Below are 23,707 nucleotides of genomic sequence, written 5' to 3'. Positions count from 1 at the left end.
TCGATCTCCACCGCGCGGGGGAGAACCGCCCCGGGAGGGTGGTGCCTTCGTCCAGGTGGAGGATCGTGAGCCCAGCGCCGATGAGTGCGTTGACGATCTCCGGGATTCGGTGCGCCCACGCGAGGGCGCGCGGATGGTCGACGCCGCCGCCGCCCGCGTAGGTCGCTGGAGCGGGACGCGGTCCTCCCCCTTGCTCAGGTCGGCCGACCGCGCGCCATCCCACGGAATGCCTGCGCGCTGATCGCTCATCTCGCCCTCCTGGCGAGCGGATCGGTCGATCGATGGACGGGGAAGGCGATCCGGTCCAGGTCCGACGCCGCGACCACAGTGGTCGCGGTCCCGGCCGTCCGCCGGGCGTCGGCGGCGAGCAGTCCGACGTCGTCGTAGCGGGACGAGAAATGTGTCAGGACCAGTGACGTCGCCGCGCCGGACGCAGCGATGGAGCCGGCCTGCCCCGCCGTCAGGTGGAGGTACTCCTCGGCGAGCCGTGCGTCGGCGTCGCTGAAGGTGCTCTCCGTGACGAGGAGATCGGTGCCCTCCGCCAGCGCGAACGCGCCCTCGCAGACCGCCGTGTCCATGACGAAGGCGAACCGCCGCCCGGGACGGTGCACGCTGACGTCCTCGAGTCGCAGGTCCCCGAAGCGGCCATCGCGGGCCAGGCGTCCGACGTCGGGGCCGCTGACTGCCGCTGCCTCGAGGCGCGCCGGGAGGAAGGTCCGTCCGTCCGGCTCGGTCACCCGGTAGCCGTAGGCCTCGATGCGGTGGCGGAGCGGCTCGACGTCGACATAGTCCGCAACCGGTCCGGCAGCCCCGTGCGGATGCAGGTGCAGATCGAGGCCCGGCGTCGCGAGGGAGACGAGCGCGCGGACCGTTTCGCCGCCCGACGCCGGGTAGTGCAGGTGCACGGGGTGCGGGACACCGTCGAGCACCATCCGGGAGAGGACTCCGGGCAGCCCGAAGCAGTGGTCACCGTGGACGTGGGTCAGGCAGATCCTCGTGATCTTCGAGGCGGAGACCCCTGCGTGGAGCATCTGCCGTTGCGTGCCCTCGCCGGGGTCGAAGAGGATGCCCTCGCGCTCCCACCGCAGGAAGTACCCGTTGTGGTTGCGGGTCCTGGTGGGCACCTGGGACGCCGTCCCGAGGATGACGAGCTCGCGCATGGTCCCAGTCTTACACCGAGGAGGAACGCAGGGGCCGTCGCGCCTCGGTAGTGTGGCCTCCCTCGGTGGGGAGACAATGGCGGAGACGTAGCCCGGGCGGCACACCGCCGGGGGAGGGATCGGAACCGCTGAAGGAGCGTGGGTGGTGGAGCAGCAGCCCGGAGTGGCGGCCGTGGGACTCCGCGGCGAGCGGCCGACGGCGAGGGCCGCCCGATCGTGGGCGGCGGGCTCCTGGCGGACGCCGTCCTGGGCGCTGCTCCCTGCAAACCTCGTGTCCCTGGCGGGTTTCACCCTCCTGGTGCTGCATCAGCCGGCGATCGGCTACGGACTCCTCGTGCTCGCTCTCGCGGTGTCCGCCGTCGTCGACCGGGCGTTCTTCCGCGACCTCCTGCTCGTCGCCTTCAGCCTGACGGTCATGAGCCTGGTCCCGATTACCACGGACATCAGCGTGGACCACATGACCCTCATGGGAGCGGCGATGATCCTTGCCGTCGGGGTGCCGTACGCAGTGTCCCGCTTCATCTACCGTGACCATGCCATCACCTTCCCCGTCCGCACGGGCCAGCCCTGGACGCGCGCGGAGAAGTGGTATCTGCCCGCGGTCCTCGTGATCGGCTACGCGCTGCTCCCCGTGTACATGCTGGGTACCGGCGTCTACGCGAACTGGCCGGCCGCGGACGAGCCGGGCGAGGTGGCCCGCCTGTTCGTCGGCACCAACGGACTCGGGATCTGGGACGAACTGTTCTTCATCTGCACGGTGTTCGCCCTCCTGCGGCGGCACCTCCCGATGGCCCAGGCCAACATCCTGCAGGCCGTCCTGTTCACGTCCTTCCTCTGGGAGCTCGGCTTCCACGCGTGGGCGCCGTTCTTCATCTTCCCGTTCGCCCTGCTGCAGGCCTTCATCTTCACGCGTACCCGCTCGCTCTCCTACATCATTTGCGTGCATCTGCTCTTCGACTTCGTCCTGTTCCTCGTCCTGATCCACGCCCACAACCGGGCCTGGATCGACATCTTCGTCTGGTGAGCGCCGAGCGGGTGGCAGAGGCCCTGGACTTCATCGACGAGTCCCTGCAGTACGAGAGCACGTGGGAGCGGGCGGAGGACCACGAGCGGCGCTTCGGCACCGAGCTCGAGTACTACGGGGCCTCGGTCGGCGCCGTCCGGGGCAGTGTCCGGAATGCCGGACGCCGCTATCCCGCCCTGGACCACGACGACGTCACCGCCCTCGCGAGCGCGCTGTGGTCCACGCCCGTGTACGAGCGGCGGCTCGCCGCCGTCGTCCTCCTGCAGTCCGCGTCCGGACTGCTCCGCCACTCCGACCTCACCCGGATTGAGGGCTTCATCCGGTCCGCCGCCCTGCGCGACCTCGTGGATGCGCTCGCCGTCGACGTCGTCGGAAGCCTCCTGCAGCGACTGGCGGGGCAGGATGCGGCGCGTGCGAGCGCCGTGGTGGCCCGGTGGGCCGGCACCGACGAGCCCTTGCTGCGGCGTGCGGCCGTCCTCGCCCACCTGCCCGCCTACCGGTCGGGGAACGGCGACGACGACGCCTTCCGGCGGACGGTCCGCTCCATCTCGGGCGTCCAGCGGAGCCGGGTCCCGGAGGTCGAGGAGGCGATCGCCCTGGTGCGATCCAGTGGCGCGCCCTAGCGGATGTCGATGGTGCGGATCAGTCGTCCACGCAGTGCCGGCACGAGGTGATGGATCCCCATCATCCCCACGCCGTACCGGCGGACCCGCCGCATGGACGTGGCGACCCGCAGGCGGGGGTCGATGCGGACCGCCTTGTAGCCGAGGCGGCGCGCCACCCGGGCGGAGAAGTCGATGTCCTCGTCGCGGGTGTCGATCGCGGTCCGCCCGAACCCGCCCGTGGCCAGATAGGCGGAGGCCCGCACGGCCATGTTGTGCCCGGCCACGAAGCGCAGGAAGGCGACGTCGAGATGGACGGCGGCCATCATAACGCGCAGGAGCCTCAGCGCGCCGGGCATGAGGATGTCGTCGCCCCAGCGGTAGTGGTGATCCCGCAGTGGCACGCTCGTCCCGCCGAGCAGCTGGACCTCCGGGTGCTCCGCGAACGTGCGGCGGATACGCGCCGACCAGTCCTCGGCCGGTTCGCTGTCGCCGTCGGTGCGGGCGATCACGGTGTAGCCGTCGGCGATCGCGGTCCGGAAACCGGTGTCGCAGGCTGCTCCCGTGCCCTTCTGCCGTTCGGTGAGCAGCGTGAGTCCGGCGGACGGGTGTGCGGCGGCGAACTGCCGGACGCGCTGTGCGGTGTCATCGGTGGAGTTGTTGTCCACGACGTAGACGTGCAGGCCATCGAGATCTCGCTGCCCGAGCAGCGCCTCGAGCGTGTGCGTGATGCCGGGTTCGTTGAAGACGGGTACGACGACGGCGAGCCGGTCGGTCACGAGTGGTCCTTCGGGGGTGTGCAGGGGGATGGGGGCGGATACCGGGGAGGGAGGTCTCAGGGGGTGTCGAGGTCGGCGGCGGCAAAGGTGTCGCAGGACCGGAGGTCTCCGGTCTCGTACCCCTGCGAGAACCAGGCCTGGCGCTGGGCGCTGGAACCGTGGGTCCACCCCTCGGGATCGACCCGGCCCGTCGCGGCCTCCTGGATGCGATCATCGCCGACGGACGCGGCAGCGGACAGTGCGTCCTGGAGATCGGTCGTGGAGAACGGGAGCAGGAACGGCTGGCCGGACTCCGGGTCCTCCACCGTCGTGGCGTGTGCAGCCCACATCCCGGCCAGGCAGTCGGCCTGCAGCTCGACGCGGACGCCGCCGGATTCCTCGCCCTGCGGGTCCTGCCCGGCGGCGCCGAGCGTGCCGATGAGGTTCTGGACGTGGTGGCCGAACTCGTGGGCGACGACGTATTCCTGCGCCAGCGGGCCGCTCGATGCGCCGAACTGCGTGACCAGTTCGTCGAAGAACGCGGTGTCGTAGTAGGTCTGCTCGTCGACGGGGCAGTAGAAGGGTCCGACGGCGCTGGTCGCCGTGCCGCAGCCGGTGTCCGTGCGGTCGGTGAACAGGGCCACGCCGGGCTGGGTGTAGGCGACCCCGTACTCGTCCAGGTAGGGGAGCCAGAAGCTGTCGAGGCTCTCCGCCGTCGCGAGGATGCGGCAGTCCAGCCGCTCGTTCGCCTCGATCCCCGAGACGCACTCGCTGATGGCACCGCCACCGTCGTCGCCCGGTCCGGCCGTGCTGGTACCGTCCTGCAGCCCGAGCTGGTCCACGACACCCGGACCGAAGATGAGGGAGAGGATCAGGAGGAGCCCCCCACCCACGCCGCCGCCGACGGCGACGCCGCGGCCCCGTCCTCGCCGGTCACTGACCCGGGAGGGGTCCAGGTGGGTCCTGTCGTTGAAACTCATGGATCAACCATAAGCCGACTTAGCGTCCGGCGGTGTACGGAGGGTGACGCGCCGCACCACTAGGCGAGCGGCCGGCCGGCGCGCGGCCAGGTCCCGGGATCCACCCGGACCTCGGACACGCCGACCTTCAGCGTGTCGAGCTCGCGTTGGAGGATCGCCGCGGCCTTCCGGCTGCCCTCGGGGGTGAGGTGGACGGCGTCGGCCAGGTCGTCCTCGAGTTCGTGCGCCGTCAGCCAGTCGCCCACGGAGACGAAGGTGATGCCCCGCGCGGCGGCGAGATCCCCGAGGAGTGCGTCCACCTCTGCACGGCGACCACCGCCGTCTCGGGAGCTGCGGCTCAGGGTGCCGATCATGATGACGCGAGACCGGGGGTAGGTCCGTTCGAGCCCGAGGAGCAGGGCGTTGGCGCTGCCGAGGATGTCCCCGTCCGATGCGCGCCGCCCGGCATCGTTCCCGCCTCCCTGGACGACGACGAGCGCGGGGTCGCCGTGCGGCAGGACCCAGGTGTTGCTGGTCAGGGAGTCGTAGTAGTTCGGCGCGTCGATGCTCGGATTGGCGACGACGAATCCGGTACCTCCCGCGCCGAAGAAGCGGACCTCGTAGCCGAGGGCGCGCAGGGCGAGCTGGGGCCAGGAATCCTTGCCGGCCGCCTGCGAGTCACCGATGAGCACGGCCGTCCGGCGCACCGTCGGCACCACGACCTCTCGCCTGCCGGTCGTCGGGTTGGTCGCGGTGCTCCCGACCTGCAGGCCGGGGACCGACACCACGGTGGCCGGCAGCACCGTCGTCGGACCGGTCACGGCCGGGGTGTGCAGGACGTCTTCCGATCGTGGTCGAGGGATGTCCCAATGGGGCAGGACGATGGACTCCGTCGTGGTGCGGCTGGACTCCTGCGCGTCGGCGGGCGCTGCCGAGGCCGGCGCCACCCCGGGAACGAGTGTCAGCGAAGCGATCAGGGCGACCGCCCCGATCCGGAGGCGGTTCCTGTCGGCGCCCCAGGCCACGGGTACGGCCTCGCTCTCCGTGGTGCTGGTCATCGTGATCCGCTCTCCCCCTGGGTGCCTCCACCCGGCATCCCGGGGACCAGCCTATCGGGGTGGCACGACGGTCCGCGGCCGCCCGGCCAGGACACTCCGGAGCGTGCGCTCGCGCTCCGGAGGACCGCTCAGGCGAGCCAGTGCTGCGGCGCCGACAGCCGTCGAGGCAGTCGGGTGGCCCGGTCACCCAGCGCCGCCGCGACCTGCATCGGCGTGAGGAACAGGGCGCCGGAGAGATCCGCACCGTGCAGGCGCGTGTCACGCAGGTCCGCGCCGAGGAGGTCCACCCGGTCGAGATCCACGCCCGAGAGGTCCGCGGCGATGAGGTACGCGCCGCGGAGATCGGCTCCGCGGAGCATGCGGCCGGTGAGGTCCGCGCCGAGCAGATCGGCACCGGGGCCGAGACGGCGGGGGTGGCGCGAGCCGGCAGCGCTGCGCCGTACGGACACGCTGACGGCCGTCAGCGTGTCGCCGACCCGCCGACGGAGGGCGCCGAGGTCGAGGCCCGGGAGGCGGACCGCGTCCAGGCGCGCGAGGGCGGTGGTCTCCTCGGTGAGCGCGGCGATCGTGGTTCTCACATCGGACGGGACCTCCGGTGCGCCGGCGGCCAGGGCCAGCGCCTCATCGAGGTACCAGAGGATCTCGTGCAGGTCGCGGACCACGGGGAAAGCAGCGAACATCGGTGCGCGCACCTCCGGGTGGTCGGTCCAGCTGCGTCCGCCGAAGGTCAGCTGGGCAACCTGCTGGCCGGCCCCGAAGCAGTCGAAGACGGTGCAGCCCTTGTAGCCCGCATCGCGCAGCTTCCGGTGGATGGTGCAGGAGAAGTCGTCGGCGAGGTTGTGGCAGGCGCGGCCGATCGGCTTGTCGTGCGCGAAGTCGCTGGAGCGCTCGAAACCGAGCGCCGAGCAGCACAGCGCGAAGCAGCTGGAGCAGTCGGCGGTCAGGGGGACCTCCGGGTACCCGGTCAGGTGCAGGGGGACGGCGGGCACGGGGTCCTTCCGGATGCGGCTGGCGTCGGCCATCGATGCAAGCGTGGCGGAACCTCCACTGTGCCACAGGCAGGACGAGCCCCGCCGGAGTCCGGCGGGGCTCGTGCTGACGCGCCCGGCGCGCCGGTGTCAGTGCGCGGGTGTCAGTGCACGGGCGTCGGTGCGGCGCCGTCCTGCTGCGGCGCGCGGACGAAGAAGGAGGCGACGACGGCGAGGAGGAAGATGATCGCGCCGTACATGAACGCGGCCCTGATCCCGCCGGCCATGGCGGGGAGTTCCCCGACGCCCTCCGAGACCAGGGCAGTGGTCTGCAGGGTCATCACGGAGATGAACAGCGCGGTCCCGGCGGCACCGGCCAGCTGCTGGGCCGTGCCGAACACGGCGCTGCCGTGCGAGTACAAGTGCGGCTTGACGGACCCGAGGGCCGAGGTCAGCAGCGGCGTGAACATCAGGGCGAGGCCGATGCTGAGGAACACGTGCGCCACGAGCACCAGCTGCAAGGGTGTGGTCTCGGTGAGCCGTGTCATGGCCCAGAACACCACGCTGACGAGCAGGGCTCCCGGCACCAGGAGTACGCGGGGTCCGCGGCGGTCGTAGATCCGACCGACCACGGGGCCGAGCAGGCCCATGGCCAGCCCGCCCGGGAGCAGGAGGAGTCCGGACACCAGGGGGTCCATGCCCAGCACGGTCTGCACGTAGATGGGGATGAGGATGATCGTGCCGAACAGGGCCATCATGCTGACGGCGATCGCGACGATCGAGATGGTGAAGTTGCCGGAGGTGAATACCCGGAGGTCCAGCAGGGCCGCGTCCCTGCGCTGCAGGACGAGCTGACGCGTGATGAAGAGGGCCAGACCGGCGATGCCGGCGACGAGCGGGATCCACGCGGGGACGGCGCTGCCGGTCGATGCCTCGCCCAGCTGGCTCAACCCGTAGATGATGCCGCCGAAGGCGACGGCGGACAGGATGACGGAGGGCACGTCGATGGCCGACCGGCGGGGCTCCGTGACGTTCTGCATCTTGGCCGCGCCGATGGCGAGCGCGGCGAGGGAGATCGGGAGGACGAGCCAGAACATCCAGCGCCAGTCGAGCACGCTCAGGATCGCTCCGGAGATCGTGGGACCGAGGGCGGGAGCCACCGAGATGACGATCGAGATGTTGCCCATGATCTTGCCGCGGGAGGCGGGCGGGACCAGCGTCATGACGGTGGTCATGAGCAGGGGCATCATGATGGCGGTGCCGCTCGCCTGGACCACACGGCCGATCACCAGGACACCGAAGCCGGGCGCCATCGCGGCGATGAGGGTGCCGAGGCTGAACAGGCCCATGGCGGCCATGAAGACGGGGCGGGTGTCGAAGCGCTGCAGCAGGTAGCCGGTGATGGGGATGACCACGGCCATGGTGAGCATGAACGCGGTGCTGAGCCACTGCCCGGCACCGACCGTGATCCCGAGGTCCTCGACCAGCCGGGGGATCGCCACGCCCATGATCGTCTCGTTGAGGATCACGACGAACGCGGAGATGAGCAGGAGTGTGATGACGAGCTTGTCGCGGGGCGGGAGTGCAGCGCCGACGGGACCGGCGGTCCGGCGCGCATCGGACGGCGCATCGGACGGCGCATCGGACGGGGCACCGGCGCGCGTGTCGGGACGGGGTGGTGTCGCGGCACGGGCCGTCGCGGCCGCGGCCCCGACGCCGGGCACCTCGGGACTGGGTAGTGCGTCGGAGACGCTGGAGGATGGGCTCTGGGTCATCGTGATCCGCTCGGTTCGATCTGGTGCCGCCCGGCCGGGACGATCCATCCGGGGCCGGTATGCGCGTGTACAGGGGACCGTCCAGGTGAATGGTTGATCCGGTCAACTACCTGAACCCCTGGGTCCGGGAGTCTATTCCGCCCGCGGTCCGCCTGCCCGGGACGGTGGCTCCGGCCGTCGTCCGCGTCAGGCCCGGGCGGTCCGCTGCTCCACTAGCATAGGGCTGGTGCGGCGCGCCGGGCCAGAGTCGGGGATCGCCGGTCCCGGCCCGCACGATCCCGTGCCGACGACGAAGGAGAACTCCCTGTGGCCGATTCTTTCTACCGCGGACTCGGTGGCGGACGGTTCGTCTCCACGCTCAACGCGCAGGGGGCGTGGAACCCGGAGGAACAGCACATGGCTCCGATCTCCGGGCTGATGACGCAGTGCCTGCTCGAGTGCGCGCCGCGGGAGGGCATGCAGCTGAGCCGGATCGGCTTCGACATCCTCGGGATGATCCCGGCGGGCGAGTTCGAGATCACCACCGCCGTCGTGCGTCCCGGGCGGACGATCGAGCTGCTCGAGGCCAGGATGGAGGCCGCAGGCAGGACCGCGATCGTCGCCCGGGCCTGGCGCCTGAGCGCACAGGACACCGGAGCCGTCGCCGCGGTGGAGGACCCGCGTATCCCCGGCCCCGACGCCGCTGGTCCCCATGAGGGCATGACCGCGTGGCCGGGCGGGTTCATCCGGTCGCTCGACGTACGCGTGGTGCCCGGCCACCGGCCGGGGCGCGGGCAGGTGTGGCTCCGGAACCCCTACGCCATGGTGGAGGGCGCAGCAGCGCCCGATGTGGTCCGCCTGGTCGGGATGATGGACGCAGCCAACGGCATCGCCTCGCGGGTGGCGCCCGGCGGGGACAGCTGGATGTTCCCCAACGTGGACCTGCAGGTCCATCTGTACCGGGAGCCCGCGGGGGAGTGGCTCGGCCTGGACACGCGGGTGACGTTCGGGCAGGACGGCGTCGGACTGACCTCGAGCGTGGTGCACGACCTCGACGGACCGTTCGGGCGGCTCGAGCAGATCCTCACCGTGCGGAAGCTCTGAGGGGCACCTGCCGGAATGACGGGGCGCCGGCCATGGTTGCACGAGGCACGGAAGCCTGCGGCGTGCTCCACGCCCGGGCGGTCACCGCGCCCACGCGCCCGTGGGACGTCGAGGAAGAGGAACCATGCCGAAAGCACTGTGGAACGATCAGGTCATCGCCGAGTCCGCGGACACCGTGATGGTCGAGGGGAACCACTACTTCCCGCCGAACTCCATCGCGGAGCAGTTCTTCGTCCCGACACGGACGCAGACGGTGTGCCCGTGGAAGGGGACCGCGAGCTACTTCAGCCTGGAGGTCGACGGCGAGCAGAACAAGGATGCCGCCTGGAGCTACCCGGAGCCGAAAGAAGCGGCGGAGAACATCCGCGGTTACTACGCTTTCTGGAAGGGCGTCACGGTCAGCGCGTGACCACGTGAGCGAAGGGCGCCGTCGTTCGACGGCGCCCTTCGCGCGTGCGGGCCGAAGCGGCCGGCACGGCACCACCCGAACGGACGACGGCGCCGCACGGCGCAGGATGAAGGAGCACCATGGAGAACCGGACACTCGGCAACAGCGGCACCTCGGTCTCGCACCTGGCCCTCGGAACGATGACCTTCGGCGCGGAATCGGACGAGGCGACGTCGCACGCCATCCTCTCGGACTACGCGGCGGCGGGCGGCAACCTGATCGACACCGCCGACGTCTACACCGCCGGGGCCTCCGAGGAGATCATCGGCCGCTGGATCGCGAAGAACCCGGCCGAGAGCGGACGCATGGTCCTCGCGTCGAAGGGCCGCTTCCCCATGGGCGATGACGCCAACGACCTGGGACTGTCCCGGCGTCACCTCCGCCAGGCGCTCGATGCCTCCCTCGCGCGCCTGGGCGTGGAGCACATCGACCTCTACCAGGTGCACTCGTGGGATCCGCTGACCCCGCTCGAGGAGACCCTCGGCTTCCTCGACCACGCCGTGGCGCAGGGCAAGATCAGCTACTACGGGTTCTCCAACTACACCGGCTGGCAGCTCACCAAGGCCGTGATGATCGCCCGGCAGCGCGGGTACTGCCTGCCGGTCACCCTGCAGCCGCAGTACTCGCTGCTGGTCCGCGAGATCGAGGCGGAGATCGCCCCCGCGGTGCTCGACGCCGGCATGGGCATGCTGCCCTGGTCCCCGCTGGGCGGCGGCTGGCTCACCGGCAAGTACAGCCGGGACACGGAGCCCACCGGGGAGACCCGGCTCGGCGAGAACCCGCAGCGCGGGATGGAGGCCTGGGAGAAGCGCAACGCGCAGGACCGCACGTGGCGCATCATCGACACCGTGACGGGCATCGCCGGCGAGCGTGGCGTGAACGCCTCCCACGTCGCCCTCGCCTGGGTGGCCGCGCAGGCCGGCGTCACCTCCGTGATCCTCGGCGCGCGCACCCGGGAGCAACTGGCCGACAACCTCGCCTCCGCCGACCTCGAGCTCACCGCGGCGGAACTCTCCCGGCTCGACGACGTCAGCGCCCCGACCTTCAGCGACTACCCCTATGGCGGCCCGGGCATCGAGCAGCGCAGCCGCGTGATCGGCGGGGGCCGCTGACCCGGTTGGCTCCGTCCGCCTGACGGGCTATCGTTTCGAGCAGTGACACGGGGTGTCCCTCCAAGGGAGGGGCTGAGAAGAGACCCGTCGAACCTGATCCAGCTCATACTGGCGAAGGGATGTCCTGCCGGGCCCTCGGCCCCGTGCGTCCTGCCGCCCCATCGCGAGAGGTCGCCACCGTGCACCAGGTCCAGGAGAACCCCACCCAGGCCGTCGGCCCCGTCACCGCCGAGGACTGTGCGCTGCTGCTCGCGGCCCTCCGCGACGCCGTGCCGCTCGTGCAGTGCATCACCAACGCCGTCGTCACGAACGTCACCGCCAACGTGCTCCTCGCCCTCGGAGCGGCTCCCGCCATGGTGGACATCCCGGGCGAGGCCCGGCAGTTCGCCCCCGTCGCCTCGGCTGTGCTCGTCAACCTCGGCACCCCCACCGGTTCCCAGCGCGAGGCGATGCTGGAGGCGGCGGACGCGGCGAACGGGGCAGGGACGCCCTGGGTCCTCGACCCCGTCGCGGTCGGCTTCCTCACCGTCCGCACGCAGACCGCCGCGGAGCTCGTCGCCCTCCGCCCCGGGATCATCCGGGGCAACGCCTCGGAGATCATCGCGCTCGCAGGTGCGGGCGCTGGCGGCCGCGGCGTCGACTCCCTCGACGAGCCGGCCGCCGCGCTCGACGCCGCGCGGCTCCTGGCCTCCCGCCACGGGTCGGTCGTCGCCGTGTCGGGCGCCGTGGACATGATCGTCGCGCCGTCGGGTGCCGTCGTCGGCGTGGCCAACGGGACGCCCCTCCTCACGCAGGTCACCGGGGGCGGGTGCGCGCTGGGGGCCGTCATGGCCGCCTTCGCCGCCCTCACCGAGGATCCGCTCCTCGCGGCGGTCGCCGCGACCGGCGCGTACACGATCGCCGCAGAACACGCCGCAGCCGTCGCGTCGGGGCCGGGCACCTTCGGGGCACAGTTCCTCGACGCGCTCTCAGCCATCACCCCGGACGACGTCCGGCGCAGGCTGACCCTGCAGGCAGGCTCCTGATGCCCGTCCAGGACGGGAGCGCCCGGCCGTCGCCGGCGTCGTACCTGCCCCTCTACCTCGTCACGGACACCGTGCTCTGCTCGCCACGGTCGGTGCCCGACGTCGTCGCCCTCGCCGTCGGGGGCGGGGTGACCTGCGTGCAGGTCCGGGACAAGCGAGCGGGCGTCCGCGATCTCCTGGACCTGCTGGTGGCCGTGGCCGCCGCGGTGGACGGCCGGGTGCCCGTGCTGGTCGACGACCGGGTGGACGTCTACCTCGCTGCCCTCGCCGGGGGTGCCCGGGTGCACGGCGTCCACGTGGGGCAGTCGGATCTTCCTGCCGGCGTGGTGCGGGCCATGGCCGGACCGGACGCCGTCGTCGGACTGAGCGCGGCGACGCCCGGGCAGTTCGAGGCGGTGTCGGAGCTCCCGGCGGGCACGGTCGACTACCTGGGTGTGGGCGCGGTGCATGCCACCAGCACCAAGCCCGATCACCCGGCGCCCCTCGGTGTCGACGGGTTCGCGGGCCTGGTGGCGGCTGCTCCACTGCCCTGCGTCGCGATCGGCGGCATCACGGCGGACGACGCGGCTCCGCTGCGCCGTGCCGGGGCCGCGGGGATCGCCGTCGTCTCCGCCCTGTGCACGGCCGCGGACCCGTCGGCGACCGCACGCGACCTGCTCGGGGCGTGGCAGGACGGAAGGAGCTGATCCCTGCGCGACCGGTCGGCGGGACGGGTTTCCCGGCCGGCGATCGGCGCTCGGTGCAGCAGGCACGACGTCGCCCGCGGTGGCCGGTCGCGGACCCCGCACCGGCCACCGGTGCCTACGATGAAGGGATGAGCACTTTGTGGAACGGCGCCGACGCGCTCGCCGTCGTCGTCGAGGGAGGTCCCGCCGATGCAGGCGACTCCCCGGTGGAGGACGCGGCCGTGGGGGGCGGGCCGCGCGCCGCTGCCGACCTCGATCGGGGCATCGCCATGCTGCGCGAGGTCGCCTCGGGGACCCGCCCGCCGACGCTGCGCCTCTACCGGCCCAGCCCTACCGTCGCCTTCGGCCAGCGGGACGCCCGCCTCCCCGGGTTCGCCGCCGCGGGCCGTGCCGCCGAGGACCGCGGATTCACGCCCCTCGTCCGGCGGGCGGGGGGCCGGGCCGCGGCCTACCATGGCGGATGCCTGGTGGTGGACCACCTCGAGCCGGCGGCCGACGGCGTCGCCGGTACGCGGGCGCGCTTCGCAGCCTTCGGCGCATTCTTCGCGGCGGTGCTCGCCCGCGTCGGCGTCGACGCGCACGTGGGGGAGGTCAAGGGCGAGTACTGCCCGGGGGAGTTCAGTGTGCACGGCCGCCGAGACGGCGTCCCCGCGGTCAAACTCGTGGGCACGGCCCAGCGTGTGATCTCCGGCGCCTGGCTGTTCTCGTCCGTCGTGGTGGTGGAGGACGCCACGCCGCTGCGTGCGGTCCTCTCGGACGTGTACGCGGCACTGGGCCTGGACTGGCTGCCCTCGACGGCGGGCGGGGCCGAGGACCTGGCTCCGGGACTCGCCGTCGACGACGTCGAGCAGGCGCTGCTCACGGCCTATGCCGCCGTCGTCCGCCTGGACCCCGCCTGACCGGCAGCTCGTCCGGAAACAGGGCGTCCCGCCCCTCCGGGAGGAGGGACGGGACGCCGGCGGACCGTGGTGCTGCAGCTCCGGGGTCAGTGCCCGCGCGCGATCCATTCCTCGAGGTGCGGGGCCTCGTCGCCGATCGTCGTGATGTCGCCGTGACCCGTGCGGGCGATCGTGTCCGCGGGCAGCGTCAGCAGGCGCGTCCGGATCGACTCGATGATCGTCGGGAAGTCGCTGAAGGACCGTCCGGTGGCACCGGGCCCGCCCTGGAAGAGCGTGTCGCCGGTGAAGACCGTGCCGGCCTCCTCGAGGTAGAAGCAGGTGGAGCCGGGGGAGTGGCCGGGCGTGTGCAGCGCGGTGAGGACGACGCCGGCGACCTCGATCCTGTCGCCGTCGCCGATCCACTGGTCCGGACTCAGCTCCGGGAACACCATGTCCCACAGTTCGCGGTCGGCCTCGTGCAGGTGGATGGGTGCACGGACGGCGTCGAAGAGGTCCCCGACGGCGCGGATGTGGTCGTCATGCGCGTGGGTCAGGAGGATGGCCCGCACGGTGCGACCGTTCACCTGCTCCACGATCGCCGCGGCGTCGTGCGGCGCGTCGATGATGACGCACTCGTCGTCGTCACCGACGATCCAGACGTTGTTGTCGACGTCCCACGTGCCGCCGTCGAGCGAGAACGTGCCCGAGGTGACGAGGTGCTCGATCCGCGCGACCATCAGAGTTCCACCACCGAGCGCAGCACCGCACCGTCGTGCATCTTCTCGAAGGCCTCCTCGACCTGGTCGAGGGAGATGCGCTCGGTGACGAAGGCCTCGAGGTCGAGGGTGCCCTGCAGGTAGTGGTTCACGAGCATCGGGAAGTCGCGGCTGGGCAGGCAGTCCCCGTACCAGGAGGACTTCAGCGACCCGCCGCGGCCGAAGACGTCCAGCAGCGGGAGTTCGAGGGTCATCTCGGGCGTCGGCACGCCGACGAGCACCACGGTACCGGCGAGGTCGCGGGCGTAGAACGCCTGCTTGTACGTCTCGGGGCGCCCGACGGCATCGATCACGACGTCGGCACCGTTGCCCCCGGTGAGGGCGCGGACGGCTTCCACGGGGTCCTCGTCCTTCGAATTGACCGTGTGGGTGGCACCGAGGCCCTTGGCGAGCTCCAGCTTCCGGTCGTCGATGTCGACGGCGATGATCGTGGTGGCGCCGGCGAGCTTCGAACCGGCGACGGCGGCGATGCCCACCCCGCCGCAGCCGATCACGGCGACGGAATCGCCGAGGGACACATTGCCCGTGTTGATGGCCGCACCGATGCCCGCCATGATGCCGCAGCCCAGGAGGCCGACGGCGGCGGCGTCGGCCGCCGGGTCCACCTTGGTGCACTGCCCGGCTGCGACCAGCGTCTTCTCGGCGAATGCACCGATGCCCAGGGCGGCCGTGAGCTCGGTGCCGTCCTCGAGGGTCATCTTCTGGGTGGCGTTGTGCGTGTCGAAGCAGTATTGCGGCTCGCCGCGGCGGCACGCCCGGCACTCGCCGCAGACGGCGCGCCAGTTCAGGATCACGCGATCACCGGGCGCCACCTGCGTGACGTCGTCACCCACGGCGCTCACGACGCCGGTGGCCTCGTGTCCCAGCAGGAAGGGGAAGTCGTCGTTGATGCCGCCCTGCTTGTAGTGCAGGTCGGTGTGGCAGACGCCGCACGTGAGGATGTCGACGAGGGCCTCGCCGGGACCCGGGTCCGGCACCAGGATGGTCTCGATGGTGGCGGGGGCGTCCTTCGCCCGCACCACGACTCCCTGAACTCTGTGCACCATGGTCTCGCTGTCCTTCCGCTGGGTACCTGCTGGCGGTCGGACCGCGTCCTGCCGGTCCGCCGTTCCCCAGCATAGGGGGACGGCGGACGAGGACGGCGCCGGGTCCGGGCTAGACGGAGAGGCGCGTCCTCACATCGGCGACGGACGGGTTGGTGGCCGTGCTGCCGTCCGGGAAGATCACGGTGGGGACGGTCTGGTTGCCGCCGTTGAGGGACGCCACGAGCTCGGCGGTGCCCTCGACCTCCTCGATGTTGACCTCCGTGTAGCCGATGCCCTGGGCGTCCAGCTGCGACTTCAGGCGTCGGCAGTACCCGCACCACGAGGTGGAGAACATGGTGATGGTTCCGGCGTCGGGCGTGTAGTCCACGGTGCTCCTCGAATCTGCGTGCGGTTCTCCCGCACGTGCTCTGATCGGTCAGCGGTCGGCATTCCCGCCCGCACCCTCCTCAACGCGCGTGGTGGGGCGGGCATTCCACGACCGACCCGCCGCCCCTGGCGCGCGCCGACCGGGGCGACGGTAGGCTCACGGCATGCCCGGAGCGAACGAAGAGCAGAACGCGATGCAGCTGGCGGCGGTCCGCGTGGCCATCAACGAGGTGGACGAGCAGCTCGTCTCCCTCATCTCACGGCGCGAGCGCCTGGTGCGGCGTGCAGGTGCCCTGAAGCAGGACGACGCCTCCGTGCGCGCGCTGGCGCGGGTGGAGCAGGTGATCACGAACGTCCGGGGCTACGCGGCCAGGCTCGGGGTGGACCCCACGGTCGTCGAGCACACGTACCGCGCGATGATCTCGGCGTTCATCGACCTGGAGCTGAAGGTGCGGCGCGAGGGCTGACTCCCCGTCGGACCTCCGCCGGTTTCCTGTGGCTCCCGCCGGCTCCCTGCAATGAGCGTGTTGGTCGGCCGTCCGCCCAGCCGATACGATCAGGACGGCGGTCCCGTGCCCTACCGGGTGCCGCCGTGCCCGTTCGGGCGACTATTTTCCACCCAGCACCGAGGAGACCTCCCGTGTCAGCGCCGCAGCCCCTGAAACTCATCGTCGACGGCGAAGAGAAGCAGGCGACCACGGGTACCACCGGCACCGAGCTGTTCTCCGAGCGGCGCGACGTCGTCGTCATGCGCATCGACGGGGAGCTGCGCGACCTCGACCAGGTTCTGCCGGACGGTGCGACCGTCGACGGTGTCACGCTGGAGGACCCGGCCGGGCTCGAGGTGCTCCGCCACTCCGCCGCGCATGTCATGGCCCAGGCCGTGCAGCAGCTGCGCCCGGGCGCGAAGCTGGGGATCGGCCCCTACATCACGGACGGTTTCTACTTCGATTTCGACGTCGAGGAGCCCTTCACGCCGGACGAGCTGAAGCAGCTCGAGAAGATGATGCTCAAGATCGTCAACGCCAACCAGCGCTTCGTCCGCCGCGTGGTGTCCGAGGACGAGGCCCGTGAGGCCATGAAGGACGAGCCGTACAAGCTCGAGCTCATCGGCCTCAAGGGCGGTGCCACCGAGGAGGACGGCGCCTCCGTGGAGGTGGGCGCCGGCGAACTGACCATCTACGACAACGTGGACCGCAAGTCCGGGGACGTGATCTGGCAGGACCTCTGCCGCGGGCCGCACCTGCCCAACACCAAGCTCATCTCCAACGCCTATGCGCTGACCCGCTCGGCCGCCGCCTACTGGCGCGGGAGCGAGAAGAACAAGCAACTGCAGCGCATCTACGGCACGGCCTGGCCCACGAAGGACGCGCTCAAGGCGTATCAGGAACGCCTGGCCGAGGCGGAGCGCCGCGACCACCGGCGCCTCGGCACGGAACTCGATCTCTTCTCCTTCCCGGACGAGCTGGGTTCCGGGCTCCCGGTGTTCCATCCCAAGGGCGGCATCATCCGCAAGGAGATGGAGGACTACTCCCGCCGGCGCCACACCGACGCCGGGTACGAGTTCGTCTACACACCGCACATCACCAAGGGCCACCTCTACGAGGTCTCGGGCCACCTCGACTGGTACCGCGACGGCATGTTCCCCGCGATGCACGTCGACGAGGAGCTCAACGAGGACGGCACGGTGCGCAAGCCCGGGCAGGACTACTACCTCAAGCCGATGAACTGCCCCATGCACAACCTGATCTTCCGGTCCCGTGGACGCTCCTACCGCGAACTGCCGCTGCGCCTGTTCGAATTCGGCTCCGTGTACCGGTACGAGAAGTCGGGCGTCGTCCACGGCCTGACGCGCGTGCGCGGCATGACCCAGGACGACGCGCACATCTACTGCACGCGCGAGCAGATGAAGGACGAGCTCACCGGGACGCTCACCTTCGTGCTCGGCCTGCTCAAGGACTACGGCCTCGAGGACTTCTACCTCGAACTCTCCACCCGCAACCCGGAGAAGTCCGTCGGATCGGACGAGATCTGGGACGAAGCCACGCGGACCCTCGCCGAGGTCGCCGAGGCATCGGGCCTCGAGCTCGTGCCCGATCCCGGGGGAGCGGCGTTCTACGGGCCGAAGATCTCCGTGCAGGCCCGGGACGCGATCGGACGGACGTGGCAGATGTCCACGATCCAGCTGGACTTCAACCTGCCCGACCGGTTCGAGCTCGAGTACCAGGCGGCGGACGGTTCGCGCCAGCGGCCCGTGATGATCCACCGGGCTCTCTTCGGCTCGATCGAACGCTTCATGGGAGTCCTCACCGAGCACTACGCGGGCGCCTTCCCGGCCTGGCTCGCGCCTGTGCAGGTGCTGGCCGTCCCCGTGGCCGAGGCGTTCAACGAGTACCTGTACGACGTCGTCGACAAGCTCAAGTCCCAAGGGATCCGCGCCCAGGTGGACGCCGGCTCGGACCGCTTCCCGAAGAAGATCCGGACGGCGAGCAAGGAGAAGGTGCCCTTCGTGCTCATCGCGGGCGGCGAGGACCAGGAGGCGAACGCCGTGTCCTTCCGGTTCCGGGACGGCAGCCAGGACAACCAGGTGCCCGTGGAGGAGGCCGTCCGGCGGATCGTGGAGGCGGTCCGCAGCCGGGAGGCGACCGTCTGATGGCGGGGGCGGACGGAGTGGACAGGCCCGTGGAGGGCGCCGCACAGGGGTACCCGGGTGATGCCGCGGTGACCGACGGCTTCGAGCTGGCGGGTGTGCCGGACGCCTTCCAGCGCCTGTGGACCCCGCACCGCCTCGCGTACGTGAAGGGCGGCCAGGACCAGGTCGGCTCCGAGGAGAGGTGTCCCTTCTGCCGTGCCCCCCGGCTCAGCGACGAGGAGTCGCTGATCGTGCACCGCGGGACCCACGCGTTCGTCCTGCTCAACCTGTTCCCCTACAACGCCGGTCACCTGCTCGTGGTCCCGTACCGGCACGTGCCCGACTACACGGACATCGACGAGGCGGAGACGGCCGAGGTGGCAGCCCTGACCCAGACCGCCATGCGCGTGCTGCGCCGCGTCTCCCACCCGACAGGCTTCAATCTCGGGATGAACCAGGGGGCGACCGGCGGGGCCGGGATCGCCGCCCACCTCCACCAGCACGTGGTGCCGCGATGGGGTGGGGACGGCAACTTCCTGCCGATCATCGCGCAGACCAAGGCCATCACCCAGACCCTCGGCGAGGTCCGGGCGCAGGTCGCCGAGGCATGGCCCTCGCGTGGGGACGACGCCGCCCCGCCGGAACCGGGCTCCTGATGCTCAACAGGTACGCCCGGGGCTTCTTCACCCGGCTGTTCACCCCGCTGGCGCGGTTGCTGCTGCGCTGGGGTGTGACGCCTGACGCCGTCACCATCGCCGGCACCATCGGGGTGGCAGGCGGTGCGCTGGTGTTCTACCCCCTCGGACAGCTGTTCTGGGGGACCGTGGTCATCACGCTCTTCGTCTTCTCCGATGTCATCGATGGGATCATGGCACGCCTGAAGGGGCACGGCGGCTCCTGGGGCAGCTTCCTCGACTCGACGCTCGACCGCATCGCCGACGGCGCGCTGTTCACGGCGGTCGCCATCTGGTTCTTCACCGGCGGACAGAATCCCGCCATCGCCGTCGCCGCCCTCGCCTGCCTCGTGCTCGGCATGCTCGTGTCCTACGCGCGGGCCAAGGCGGAGTCCCTGGGCTTCACGGCCAACGTCGGGGTGGCGGAGCGGGCCGAGCGGCTCGTGTCGGTCCTCGTGGTCACCGGGCTGACGGGCCTCGGGTTGCCGGAGGTCGTCCTGTTCACCGTCCTCGTGATCCTGGCGCTGGCGAGCCTCGTCACGGTGTACCAGCGTGTCCGCGCCGTGCGGAGGCAGTCGCTCGAGGCGGCGTCGCCCTCCTGACCCCACGCCGACGGGCCCACGCAGCGCGTGGCCGGGCCGGTGAGCAGCTGAGCGTCCCCGCACCCGTGCACGGTTGTGCGCACGGGTGGTCCAGCGGCCGGGTCCTGGTGCCACCGTCGTCCCTTGCGCCCGGCACCGATGCGTCCCGTCCGTCCGGCACCGATGAGTACCGTGCGCCCGGACCGTCTAAGGGGCACCGATGCTCCACGACGGAAGGACGGCGTCATGTCACCCCTCGGATTCCTGCCCGCGGACCTGCACATCGTCTCGCAGGGCGATCTCCTCCTCCTGCAGGCCGGCGGCACTGCCCGTGACCACCGCACCGGGCCCGGCGCCGGGAGCCGCCGGTGCCCGCCCTGGCCCGACGAGGCGGTCGACCGCGTCCTGGACGAGCTCGAGCGCAGGGACGCCGCCGTGCTGCAGTGACCCCGCCGTGAGTCACTCCCTGCGTTGCCGCGTGACGGTGACGGACGTGACGGACGCGACGGACGCGACGGACGCGACGGACGCGACGGACGCGACGGACGCGACGGACGCGACGGACGCGCCGCAGTCCCTCGGCATCAGGCGCCCGGCGCCGGCGCGGACCCGATGGACCAGATCCGCGGTGGTACGGCGCCGTTGACCGAATGGTCACCGACGATCCTGGCCTTGAAGACCCAGGGGTTGTGGTTGGCGGCGGTGCGCGCGTTGCGCCAGTGGCGGTCGAGGTTCTTCGCCGTGCTCACGCCCGAGGCCGCGAGGGCGCCGAAGACGTCGGACGTAGCCCGCGTGGCGAGGGCGGACAGGATCACCTGGGCCTTCGCGGTCTCTAGCTCGGCGACGTCGTTGCGCCGCTCGTCCTCGGCCTCGTCATCGAGGAACGCGCCCTCGTAGGCGTGCTGCAGCGCCCGCGCGGCACGCTCGACCGTCGCCTCCGCCGCATACGCGGCCGCGGACACCTCCCCGACGACCTGCAGGATCTGGGGATCGGCCGCGAAGGATGGAGCATTCCCGTGGCTGAAGATCCGCGTCCTGGTCCGGACCTCGCGGGCGACGTCGTGCTCCGCGCCCTTGATGGTCCCGGCAAGGACCGCAAGCAGCACCGCCTGGTAGAACGCGGTCTGGTAGGCGAACCGGGTATCGAAGTCGATGACGTTCTCGGCGTCGACGCGTGCTGCGTCGAACGTCGACGTCCCGGAGCCGGTGGTCTGCTGGCCGAAGCCGTCCCAGTCGTCGGCGTGCGTGACCCCCGGCTGGTGGGCACTGACGACGGCGATCACCTTGACGCCGTTGTCGGTGCGCTGGGCGAAGGTGTCGATCCAGTCGGCGAAGATGCTGCCTGTGGAGTAGTACTTGGTGCCGCTGACGAGGAACCCCCCGGAGTCCGGATCGGGACTGACCTTGGTGATCACGTCGCCGATCGTGACGCCGCCCACCTCGGTCCAGGAGTTCCCGACCGTCTCGCCGTCGACGAACCGCCTGAGCCACGTCTCGCGGTGCGGGCCCGAGGAGACCAGCCGGTCCTCCACGAAGGCGAAGTGGCCACGCAGGGCCTGCGGGATGTTCGGGTCGGCCGCGGCGAGCTCGGTGAGCAGCCGGAACAGCTGGGGTAGGGAGGCGCCGAAACCGCCGGCGGCTACGGGGACCCGGAGGGCGCCGAAGCCCGCGTCGATCAGGGCACGGATCTCGGCGCGGGGGAGTTCGTGCTCACGGTCCCGCCGCGAGGCTCCGTCGGCGATCCTGGCGAAGAGCGGGCGGAAGCGGGCGGCGAGGAGCTCGTAGTCGGCATCGGCAGTGCGGGTGATGTTCGTGATGGTGGTCATGACGGACCTTTCGATGAAGGGATGCAGGGCGGACAGGGCGCGGGAGGGGTGTAGAGCGGTTGTCAGGCGTCGACGGCGACCGGCTGCGCGGCGATGACCGGTACGGGCCGGCCGCCGAGGGTGACGGCGACCGCGAAGAGGGCACCGAGGACCACGGCCGTCGCGATGACGGCCGTCGTCCCGCCCGGCCAGGCGCCGTTGAGGCCGAGCAGCGCGGGGACCACGGTGCTGATTGTGCCCACGAGGATCGCGCTCCAGCCGGTGACCCGCGTGAGGCGCTCCGCGCCGCGGGCGAGGAGCAGGAAGAACAGGGTCCAGAGCGCGGCCCAGCTGATCCAGAGCACCGAGCTCACAGGGTCCTCGCGGGCTGCCGTGCCGGCGAGGACGAGGGCGAGCACGGCGACGAAGCCGCAGAACCAGCCGACGCCGGCCGATCCGAGGCCTGCGACCGAGCCCAGCCCCACGTACAGGTAGGTCAGGCCGAACAGGACGATCCCGGCCGCCGATCCGGCGGCGCCGGGATCGGACGAGGCGACGAGCAGCGCCACGACCAGTTGCAGCAGGCCGATCGCGATGTTGAAGAAACCGGCGTCGCGCGGGGTCACGCGGCCGAGCAGGGAGACGCCGTTGATCAGCAGGGCGGCCCCGGAGAGCAGGAGGCAGATGTACGACATGGGTGTCCCGTCGTCAGGACGCGGACCAGGGGTGCGCGCCGTGCTTGCCCCGACGCGGGCTGCGCGGGGCCTGATCGTCACCTGGGGCACCCCGCCACGGAGGGGGTTGCCGTCCGACGAGCCAGGGCTTCGCGTCGGAACTCTTGATCTGTCCTCCGAGGCTAGGCCGTCCCACCGCCGGTGTGCCGGAATGCGTCGGAGCGTGACCCCCGATGACCTCCGATGACGCCCCGCAGCCTCACGTGGCAGACCGGGATGCTCGGTCCGCCTCGCCCCGGAGACCGGTGCCCGACACCCGTCGCCCGCGGAACATAAGCACCCTTCGCAGTGTTGTAGAAGGTGATGACGATGCCCCAGGAACAGGATCTGACCACGATCACCCCCACGCGCCTGTGGGTCCCGCGCCATGTGCTGATCACGCGTGCAGCCTCCGACCTGCCGCACACCGCGGAGATCGTCCGCCGCTGTGAGGCAGCCGGAGTGGAGGACATCCGCGTCCTCCCCGGTAACGCCCTGACGGGGCTCCGCGGCGCCACGGAACGGGAGACCTATGCGTCGGCGAAGAACACTTTGGCCGTCGTCGTCGCACCGCCCAGTGCGCTGAAGCCCCAGCCGATCCCCCCGAGTGCCGACTGGCGGATCGACCTCGCGAAGGGTTGTCCCGCCCACTGCCAGTACTGCTATCTGGCCGGCTCGCTCCAGGGTCCGCCGGTGACCCGCGTCTACGCGAACCTCGACGACGTCCTCGACGGGGTGCGCACGCACGCCGGCCGGGGTTCCGTGACCAGCGGCACCATCGAGCGAGGTGGCGAGGGCACCACCTTCGAGATGTCCTGCTACACCGATCCGCTCGGCATCGAGAACGTGACGGGCTCGCTCGCGGCGGCGATCTCCCGCGTGGGCTCGGGAGAATTCGGCGAGGACGTCCAGCTGAGGTTCACCACGAAGTTCGACGACGTCGGCGAGCTGGTGACGCTGGATCACGGCGGCCGGACACGGGTGCGCTTCTCGGTCAACGCCGCCGAGGTGGCCAACCGCTTCGAGGGCGGGACGGCCAGGATGCCCGCACGGCTCACGGCGCTCCGCGCGGTCGCGGCGGCAGGCTACCGTGTGGGCCTGACCATCGCCCCCATCATGCCCGTCCCCGGCTGGCGTGAGCAGTACGGCGCGTTGCTCGACGACGTCGCCGCTGCCCTCGACGGCATCGAGGACGTCGACCTCACGGCCGAGATCATCACGCACCGGTTCACGCCCGCCAGCAAGGAGGTGCTGCTCGGCTGGTACCCGCGGACGAAGCTCGAGATGGACGAGGACCTGCGGAGTCGGAAGCGCTCGAAGTTCGGTGGGATCAAGTACGTGTACCCGAAGCAGACGATGAGCGAGATGCGGACCTGGTTCGTCGACGAGCTCGAGCGGCGTGTCCCGGCGGCGCGCCTCCTCTACTGGACCTGATCGGGGCATCCGGGCGTATCCGCCCGGTCCGCTGAACTCCCGGTGCAAGCCCCGTGGTAGGACCGCCCCTGGCCGAGCGCCACGGCCTGTCAGCACCCACCGCCCCCTGGAAACGGGCGGGCCGGCAGCTCTCCCGGGGGCCGC

25 protein-coding genes and 2 riboswitches are annotated in these 23,707 nt (G+C 71.2%); of the genes, 14 read left to right on the top strand and 11 right to left on the bottom strand.

The genetic code is table 11. From position 1 onward, the window contains the following. Nucleotides 1-245: 245 nt before the first annotated feature. On the bottom strand, nt 246-1,160 hold the full coding sequence (locus ASF21_RS12800) for a ribonuclease Z (RefSeq protein ID WP_055771886.1): 915 nt from the start codon (nt 1,158-1,160) through the stop codon (nt 246-248). A gap of 253 nt (nt 1,161-1,413) precedes the next feature. On the opposite strand from ASF21_RS12800, the gene ASF21_RS12795 reads away from it, so the two are divergent. After that, on the top strand, nt 1,414-2,184 hold the full coding sequence (locus tag ASF21_RS12795; protein ID WP_055772345.1) for a CPBP family intramembrane glutamic endopeptidase: 771 nt from the start codon (nt 1,414-1,416) through the stop codon (nt 2,182-2,184). Continuing rightward, entirely contained in the window at nt 2,181-2,807 is a 627-nt protein-coding gene (locus ASF21_RS12790; protein ID WP_235498970.1) for a DNA alkylation repair protein, read from the top strand. The genes ASF21_RS12795 and ASF21_RS12790 overlap by 4 nt, the downstream gene beginning before the upstream one ends. On the opposite strand, the gene ASF21_RS12785 is transcribed toward ASF21_RS12790, so the two are convergent. From ASF21_RS12785 to ASF21_RS12765, 5 genes are all read right to left on the bottom strand, one after another. Beyond that, a complete protein-coding gene (locus tag ASF21_RS12785; RefSeq protein WP_055771882.1) occupies nt 2,804-3,565 on the bottom strand; it encodes a glycosyltransferase in 762 nt (253 codons plus the stop codon). The genes ASF21_RS12790 and ASF21_RS12785 overlap by 4 nt on opposite strands. A 56-nt stretch (nt 3,566-3,621) precedes the next feature. Continuing rightward, complete coding sequence (locus tag ASF21_RS12780; RefSeq protein ID WP_055771879.1) at nt 3,622-4,524, bottom strand: neutral zinc metallopeptidase; 903 nt, start codon at nt 4,522-4,524, stop codon at nt 3,622-3,624. A 59-nt stretch (nt 4,525-4,583) separates the two neighbouring features. Continuing rightward, nucleotides 4,584-5,561, bottom strand: a complete 978-nt coding sequence (locus tag ASF21_RS12775; RefSeq protein WP_055771876.1) for an SGNH/GDSL hydrolase family protein — start codon at nt 5,559-5,561, stop codon at nt 4,584-4,586. Nucleotides 5,562-5,689: 128 nt separating this feature from the next. Beyond that, a complete protein-coding gene (locus ASF21_RS12770) occupies nt 5,690-6,583 on the bottom strand; it encodes a pentapeptide repeat-containing protein (RefSeq protein WP_082471546.1) in 894 nt (297 codons plus the stop codon). A gap of 110 nt (nt 6,584-6,693) precedes the next feature. Next, entirely contained in the window at nt 6,694-8,304 is a 1,611-nt protein-coding gene (locus ASF21_RS12765; RefSeq protein WP_082471545.1) for an MDR family MFS transporter, read from the bottom strand. 306 nt (nt 8,305-8,610) lie between these two features. Here ASF21_RS12765 and ASF21_RS12760 point away from each other — a divergent pair, with 306 nt between their 5' ends. From ASF21_RS12760 to ASF21_RS12735, 6 genes are all read left to right on the top strand, one after another. Beyond that, on the top strand, nt 8,611-9,387 hold the full coding sequence (locus ASF21_RS12760) for a thioesterase family protein (RefSeq protein ID WP_055771873.1): 777 nt from the start codon (nt 8,611-8,613) through the stop codon (nt 9,385-9,387). Nucleotides 9,388-9,511: 124 nt separating this feature from the next. Continuing rightward, on the top strand, nt 9,512-9,796 hold the full coding sequence (locus ASF21_RS12755; protein ID WP_055771870.1) for a DUF427 domain-containing protein: 285 nt from the start codon (nt 9,512-9,514) through the stop codon (nt 9,794-9,796). 119 nt (nt 9,797-9,915) lie between these two features. Next, the gene (locus tag ASF21_RS12750) at nt 9,916-10,947 is read left to right on the top strand and encodes an aldo/keto reductase (protein ID WP_055771868.1); all 1,032 of its coding nucleotides are present in this window, start codon (nt 9,916-9,918) and stop codon (nt 10,945-10,947) included. A 38-nt stretch (nt 10,948-10,985) separates the two neighbouring features. Next, a riboswitch (TPP riboswitch) is annotated at nt 10,986-11,084 on the top strand. Between the two features lie 42 nt (nt 11,085-11,126). Beyond that, complete coding sequence (thiM, locus tag ASF21_RS12745; RefSeq protein ID WP_055771865.1) at nt 11,127-11,972, top strand: hydroxyethylthiazole kinase; 846 nt, start codon at nt 11,127-11,129, stop codon at nt 11,970-11,972. Then, a complete protein-coding gene (gene thiE / locus ASF21_RS12740; protein WP_055771862.1) occupies nt 11,972-12,658 on the top strand; it encodes a thiamine phosphate synthase in 687 nt (228 codons plus the stop codon). Before thiM ends, thiE begins: the two co-directional genes overlap by 1 nt. Nucleotides 12,659-12,927: 269 nt before the next feature. Further along, nucleotides 12,928-13,557 carry a biotin/lipoate A/B protein ligase family protein gene (locus ASF21_RS12735; protein ID WP_414826632.1) on the top strand — a complete coding sequence of 210 codons (630 nt, stop codon included), beginning with the start codon at nt 12,928-12,930 and terminating at the stop codon, nt 13,555-13,557. A gap of 86 nt (nt 13,558-13,643) precedes the next feature. On the opposite strand, the gene ASF21_RS12730 is transcribed toward ASF21_RS12735, so the two are convergent. The 3 genes from ASF21_RS12730 to ASF21_RS12720 form a co-directional block, all read right to left on the bottom strand. Then, nucleotides 13,644-14,273 carry an MBL fold metallo-hydrolase gene (locus ASF21_RS12730; protein ID WP_055771859.1) on the bottom strand — a complete coding sequence of 210 codons (630 nt, stop codon included), beginning with the start codon at nt 14,271-14,273 and terminating at the stop codon, nt 13,644-13,646. Continuing rightward, nucleotides 14,273-15,358: an S-(hydroxymethyl)mycothiol dehydrogenase gene (locus ASF21_RS12725; RefSeq protein WP_055771856.1), complete on the bottom strand. Its 1,086-nt coding sequence runs from the start codon at nt 15,356-15,358 to the stop codon at nt 14,273-14,275. Before ASF21_RS12725 ends, ASF21_RS12730 begins: the two co-directional genes overlap by 1 nt. A 109-nt stretch (nt 15,359-15,467) precedes the next feature. Beyond that, entirely contained in the window at nt 15,468-15,725 is a 258-nt protein-coding gene (locus ASF21_RS12720; protein ID WP_055771854.1) for a mycoredoxin, read from the bottom strand. A 163-nt stretch (nt 15,726-15,888) separates the two neighbouring features. On the opposite strand from ASF21_RS12720, the gene ASF21_RS12715 reads away from it, so the two are divergent. The 5 genes from ASF21_RS12715 to ASF21_RS17075 all read left to right on the top strand — a co-directional run bounded on the left by ASF21_RS12715 (nt 15,889) and on the right by ASF21_RS17075 (nt 20,058). Beyond that, nucleotides 15,889-16,191: a chorismate mutase gene (locus tag ASF21_RS12715; protein ID WP_082471544.1), complete on the top strand. Its 303-nt coding sequence runs from the start codon at nt 15,889-15,891 to the stop codon at nt 16,189-16,191. Between the two features lie 173 nt (nt 16,192-16,364). After that, the gene (gene thrS / locus ASF21_RS12710) at nt 16,365-18,377 is read left to right on the top strand and encodes a threonine--tRNA ligase (RefSeq protein WP_055771851.1); all 2,013 of its coding nucleotides are present in this window, start codon (nt 16,365-16,367) and stop codon (nt 18,375-18,377) included. Continuing rightward, entirely contained in the window at nt 18,377-19,012 is a 636-nt protein-coding gene (locus tag ASF21_RS12705; RefSeq protein WP_055771847.1) for an HIT family protein, read from the top strand. Before thrS ends, ASF21_RS12705 begins: the two co-directional genes overlap by 1 nt. Beyond that, the gene (gene pgsA / locus ASF21_RS12700; protein ID WP_055772325.1) at nt 19,012-19,632 is read left to right on the top strand and encodes a phosphatidylinositol phosphate synthase; all 621 of its coding nucleotides are present in this window, start codon (nt 19,012-19,014) and stop codon (nt 19,630-19,632) included. Before ASF21_RS12705 ends, pgsA begins: the two co-directional genes overlap by 1 nt. Nucleotides 19,633-19,857: 225 nt before the next feature. Continuing rightward, on the top strand, nt 19,858-20,058 hold the full coding sequence (locus tag ASF21_RS17075; RefSeq protein ID WP_055771844.1) for a hypothetical protein: 201 nt from the start codon (nt 19,858-19,860) through the stop codon (nt 20,056-20,058). A 137-nt stretch (nt 20,059-20,195) separates the two neighbouring features. Here the strand turns inward: ASF21_RS17075 and ASF21_RS12690 are convergent, their stop codons facing one another. Beyond that, nucleotides 20,196-21,437, bottom strand: a complete 1,242-nt coding sequence (locus ASF21_RS12690; protein WP_055771841.1) for an acyl-CoA dehydrogenase family protein — start codon at nt 21,435-21,437, stop codon at nt 20,196-20,198. Between the two features lie 62 nt (nt 21,438-21,499). Next, on the bottom strand, nt 21,500-22,111 hold the full coding sequence (locus ASF21_RS12685; RefSeq protein WP_055771838.1) for an AmiS/UreI family transporter: 612 nt from the start codon (nt 22,109-22,111) through the stop codon (nt 21,500-21,502). Nucleotides 22,112-22,146: 35 nt separating this feature from the next. Then, a riboswitch (SAM riboswitch) is annotated at nt 22,147-22,260 on the bottom strand. Nucleotides 22,261-22,459: 199 nt separating this feature from the next. On the opposite strand from ASF21_RS12685, the gene ASF21_RS12680 reads away from it, so the two are divergent. Further along, nucleotides 22,460-23,563 carry a spore photoproduct lyase family protein gene (locus ASF21_RS12680; protein WP_055771836.1) on the top strand — a complete coding sequence of 368 codons (1,104 nt, stop codon included), beginning with the start codon at nt 22,460-22,462 and terminating at the stop codon, nt 23,561-23,563. The last annotated feature ends 144 nt before the right edge of the window (nt 23,564-23,707 follow it).

Source organism: Arthrobacter sp. Leaf234, from assembly GCF_001422665.1.
In the GTDB taxonomy this organism is placed as follows: Bacteria; Actinomycetota; Actinomycetes; order Actinomycetales; family Micrococcaceae; genus Arthrobacter_D.
The sequence above is the reverse complement of the archived record's forward strand: the minus strand, read 5'-3'. Positions and strand labels throughout refer to the sequence as shown.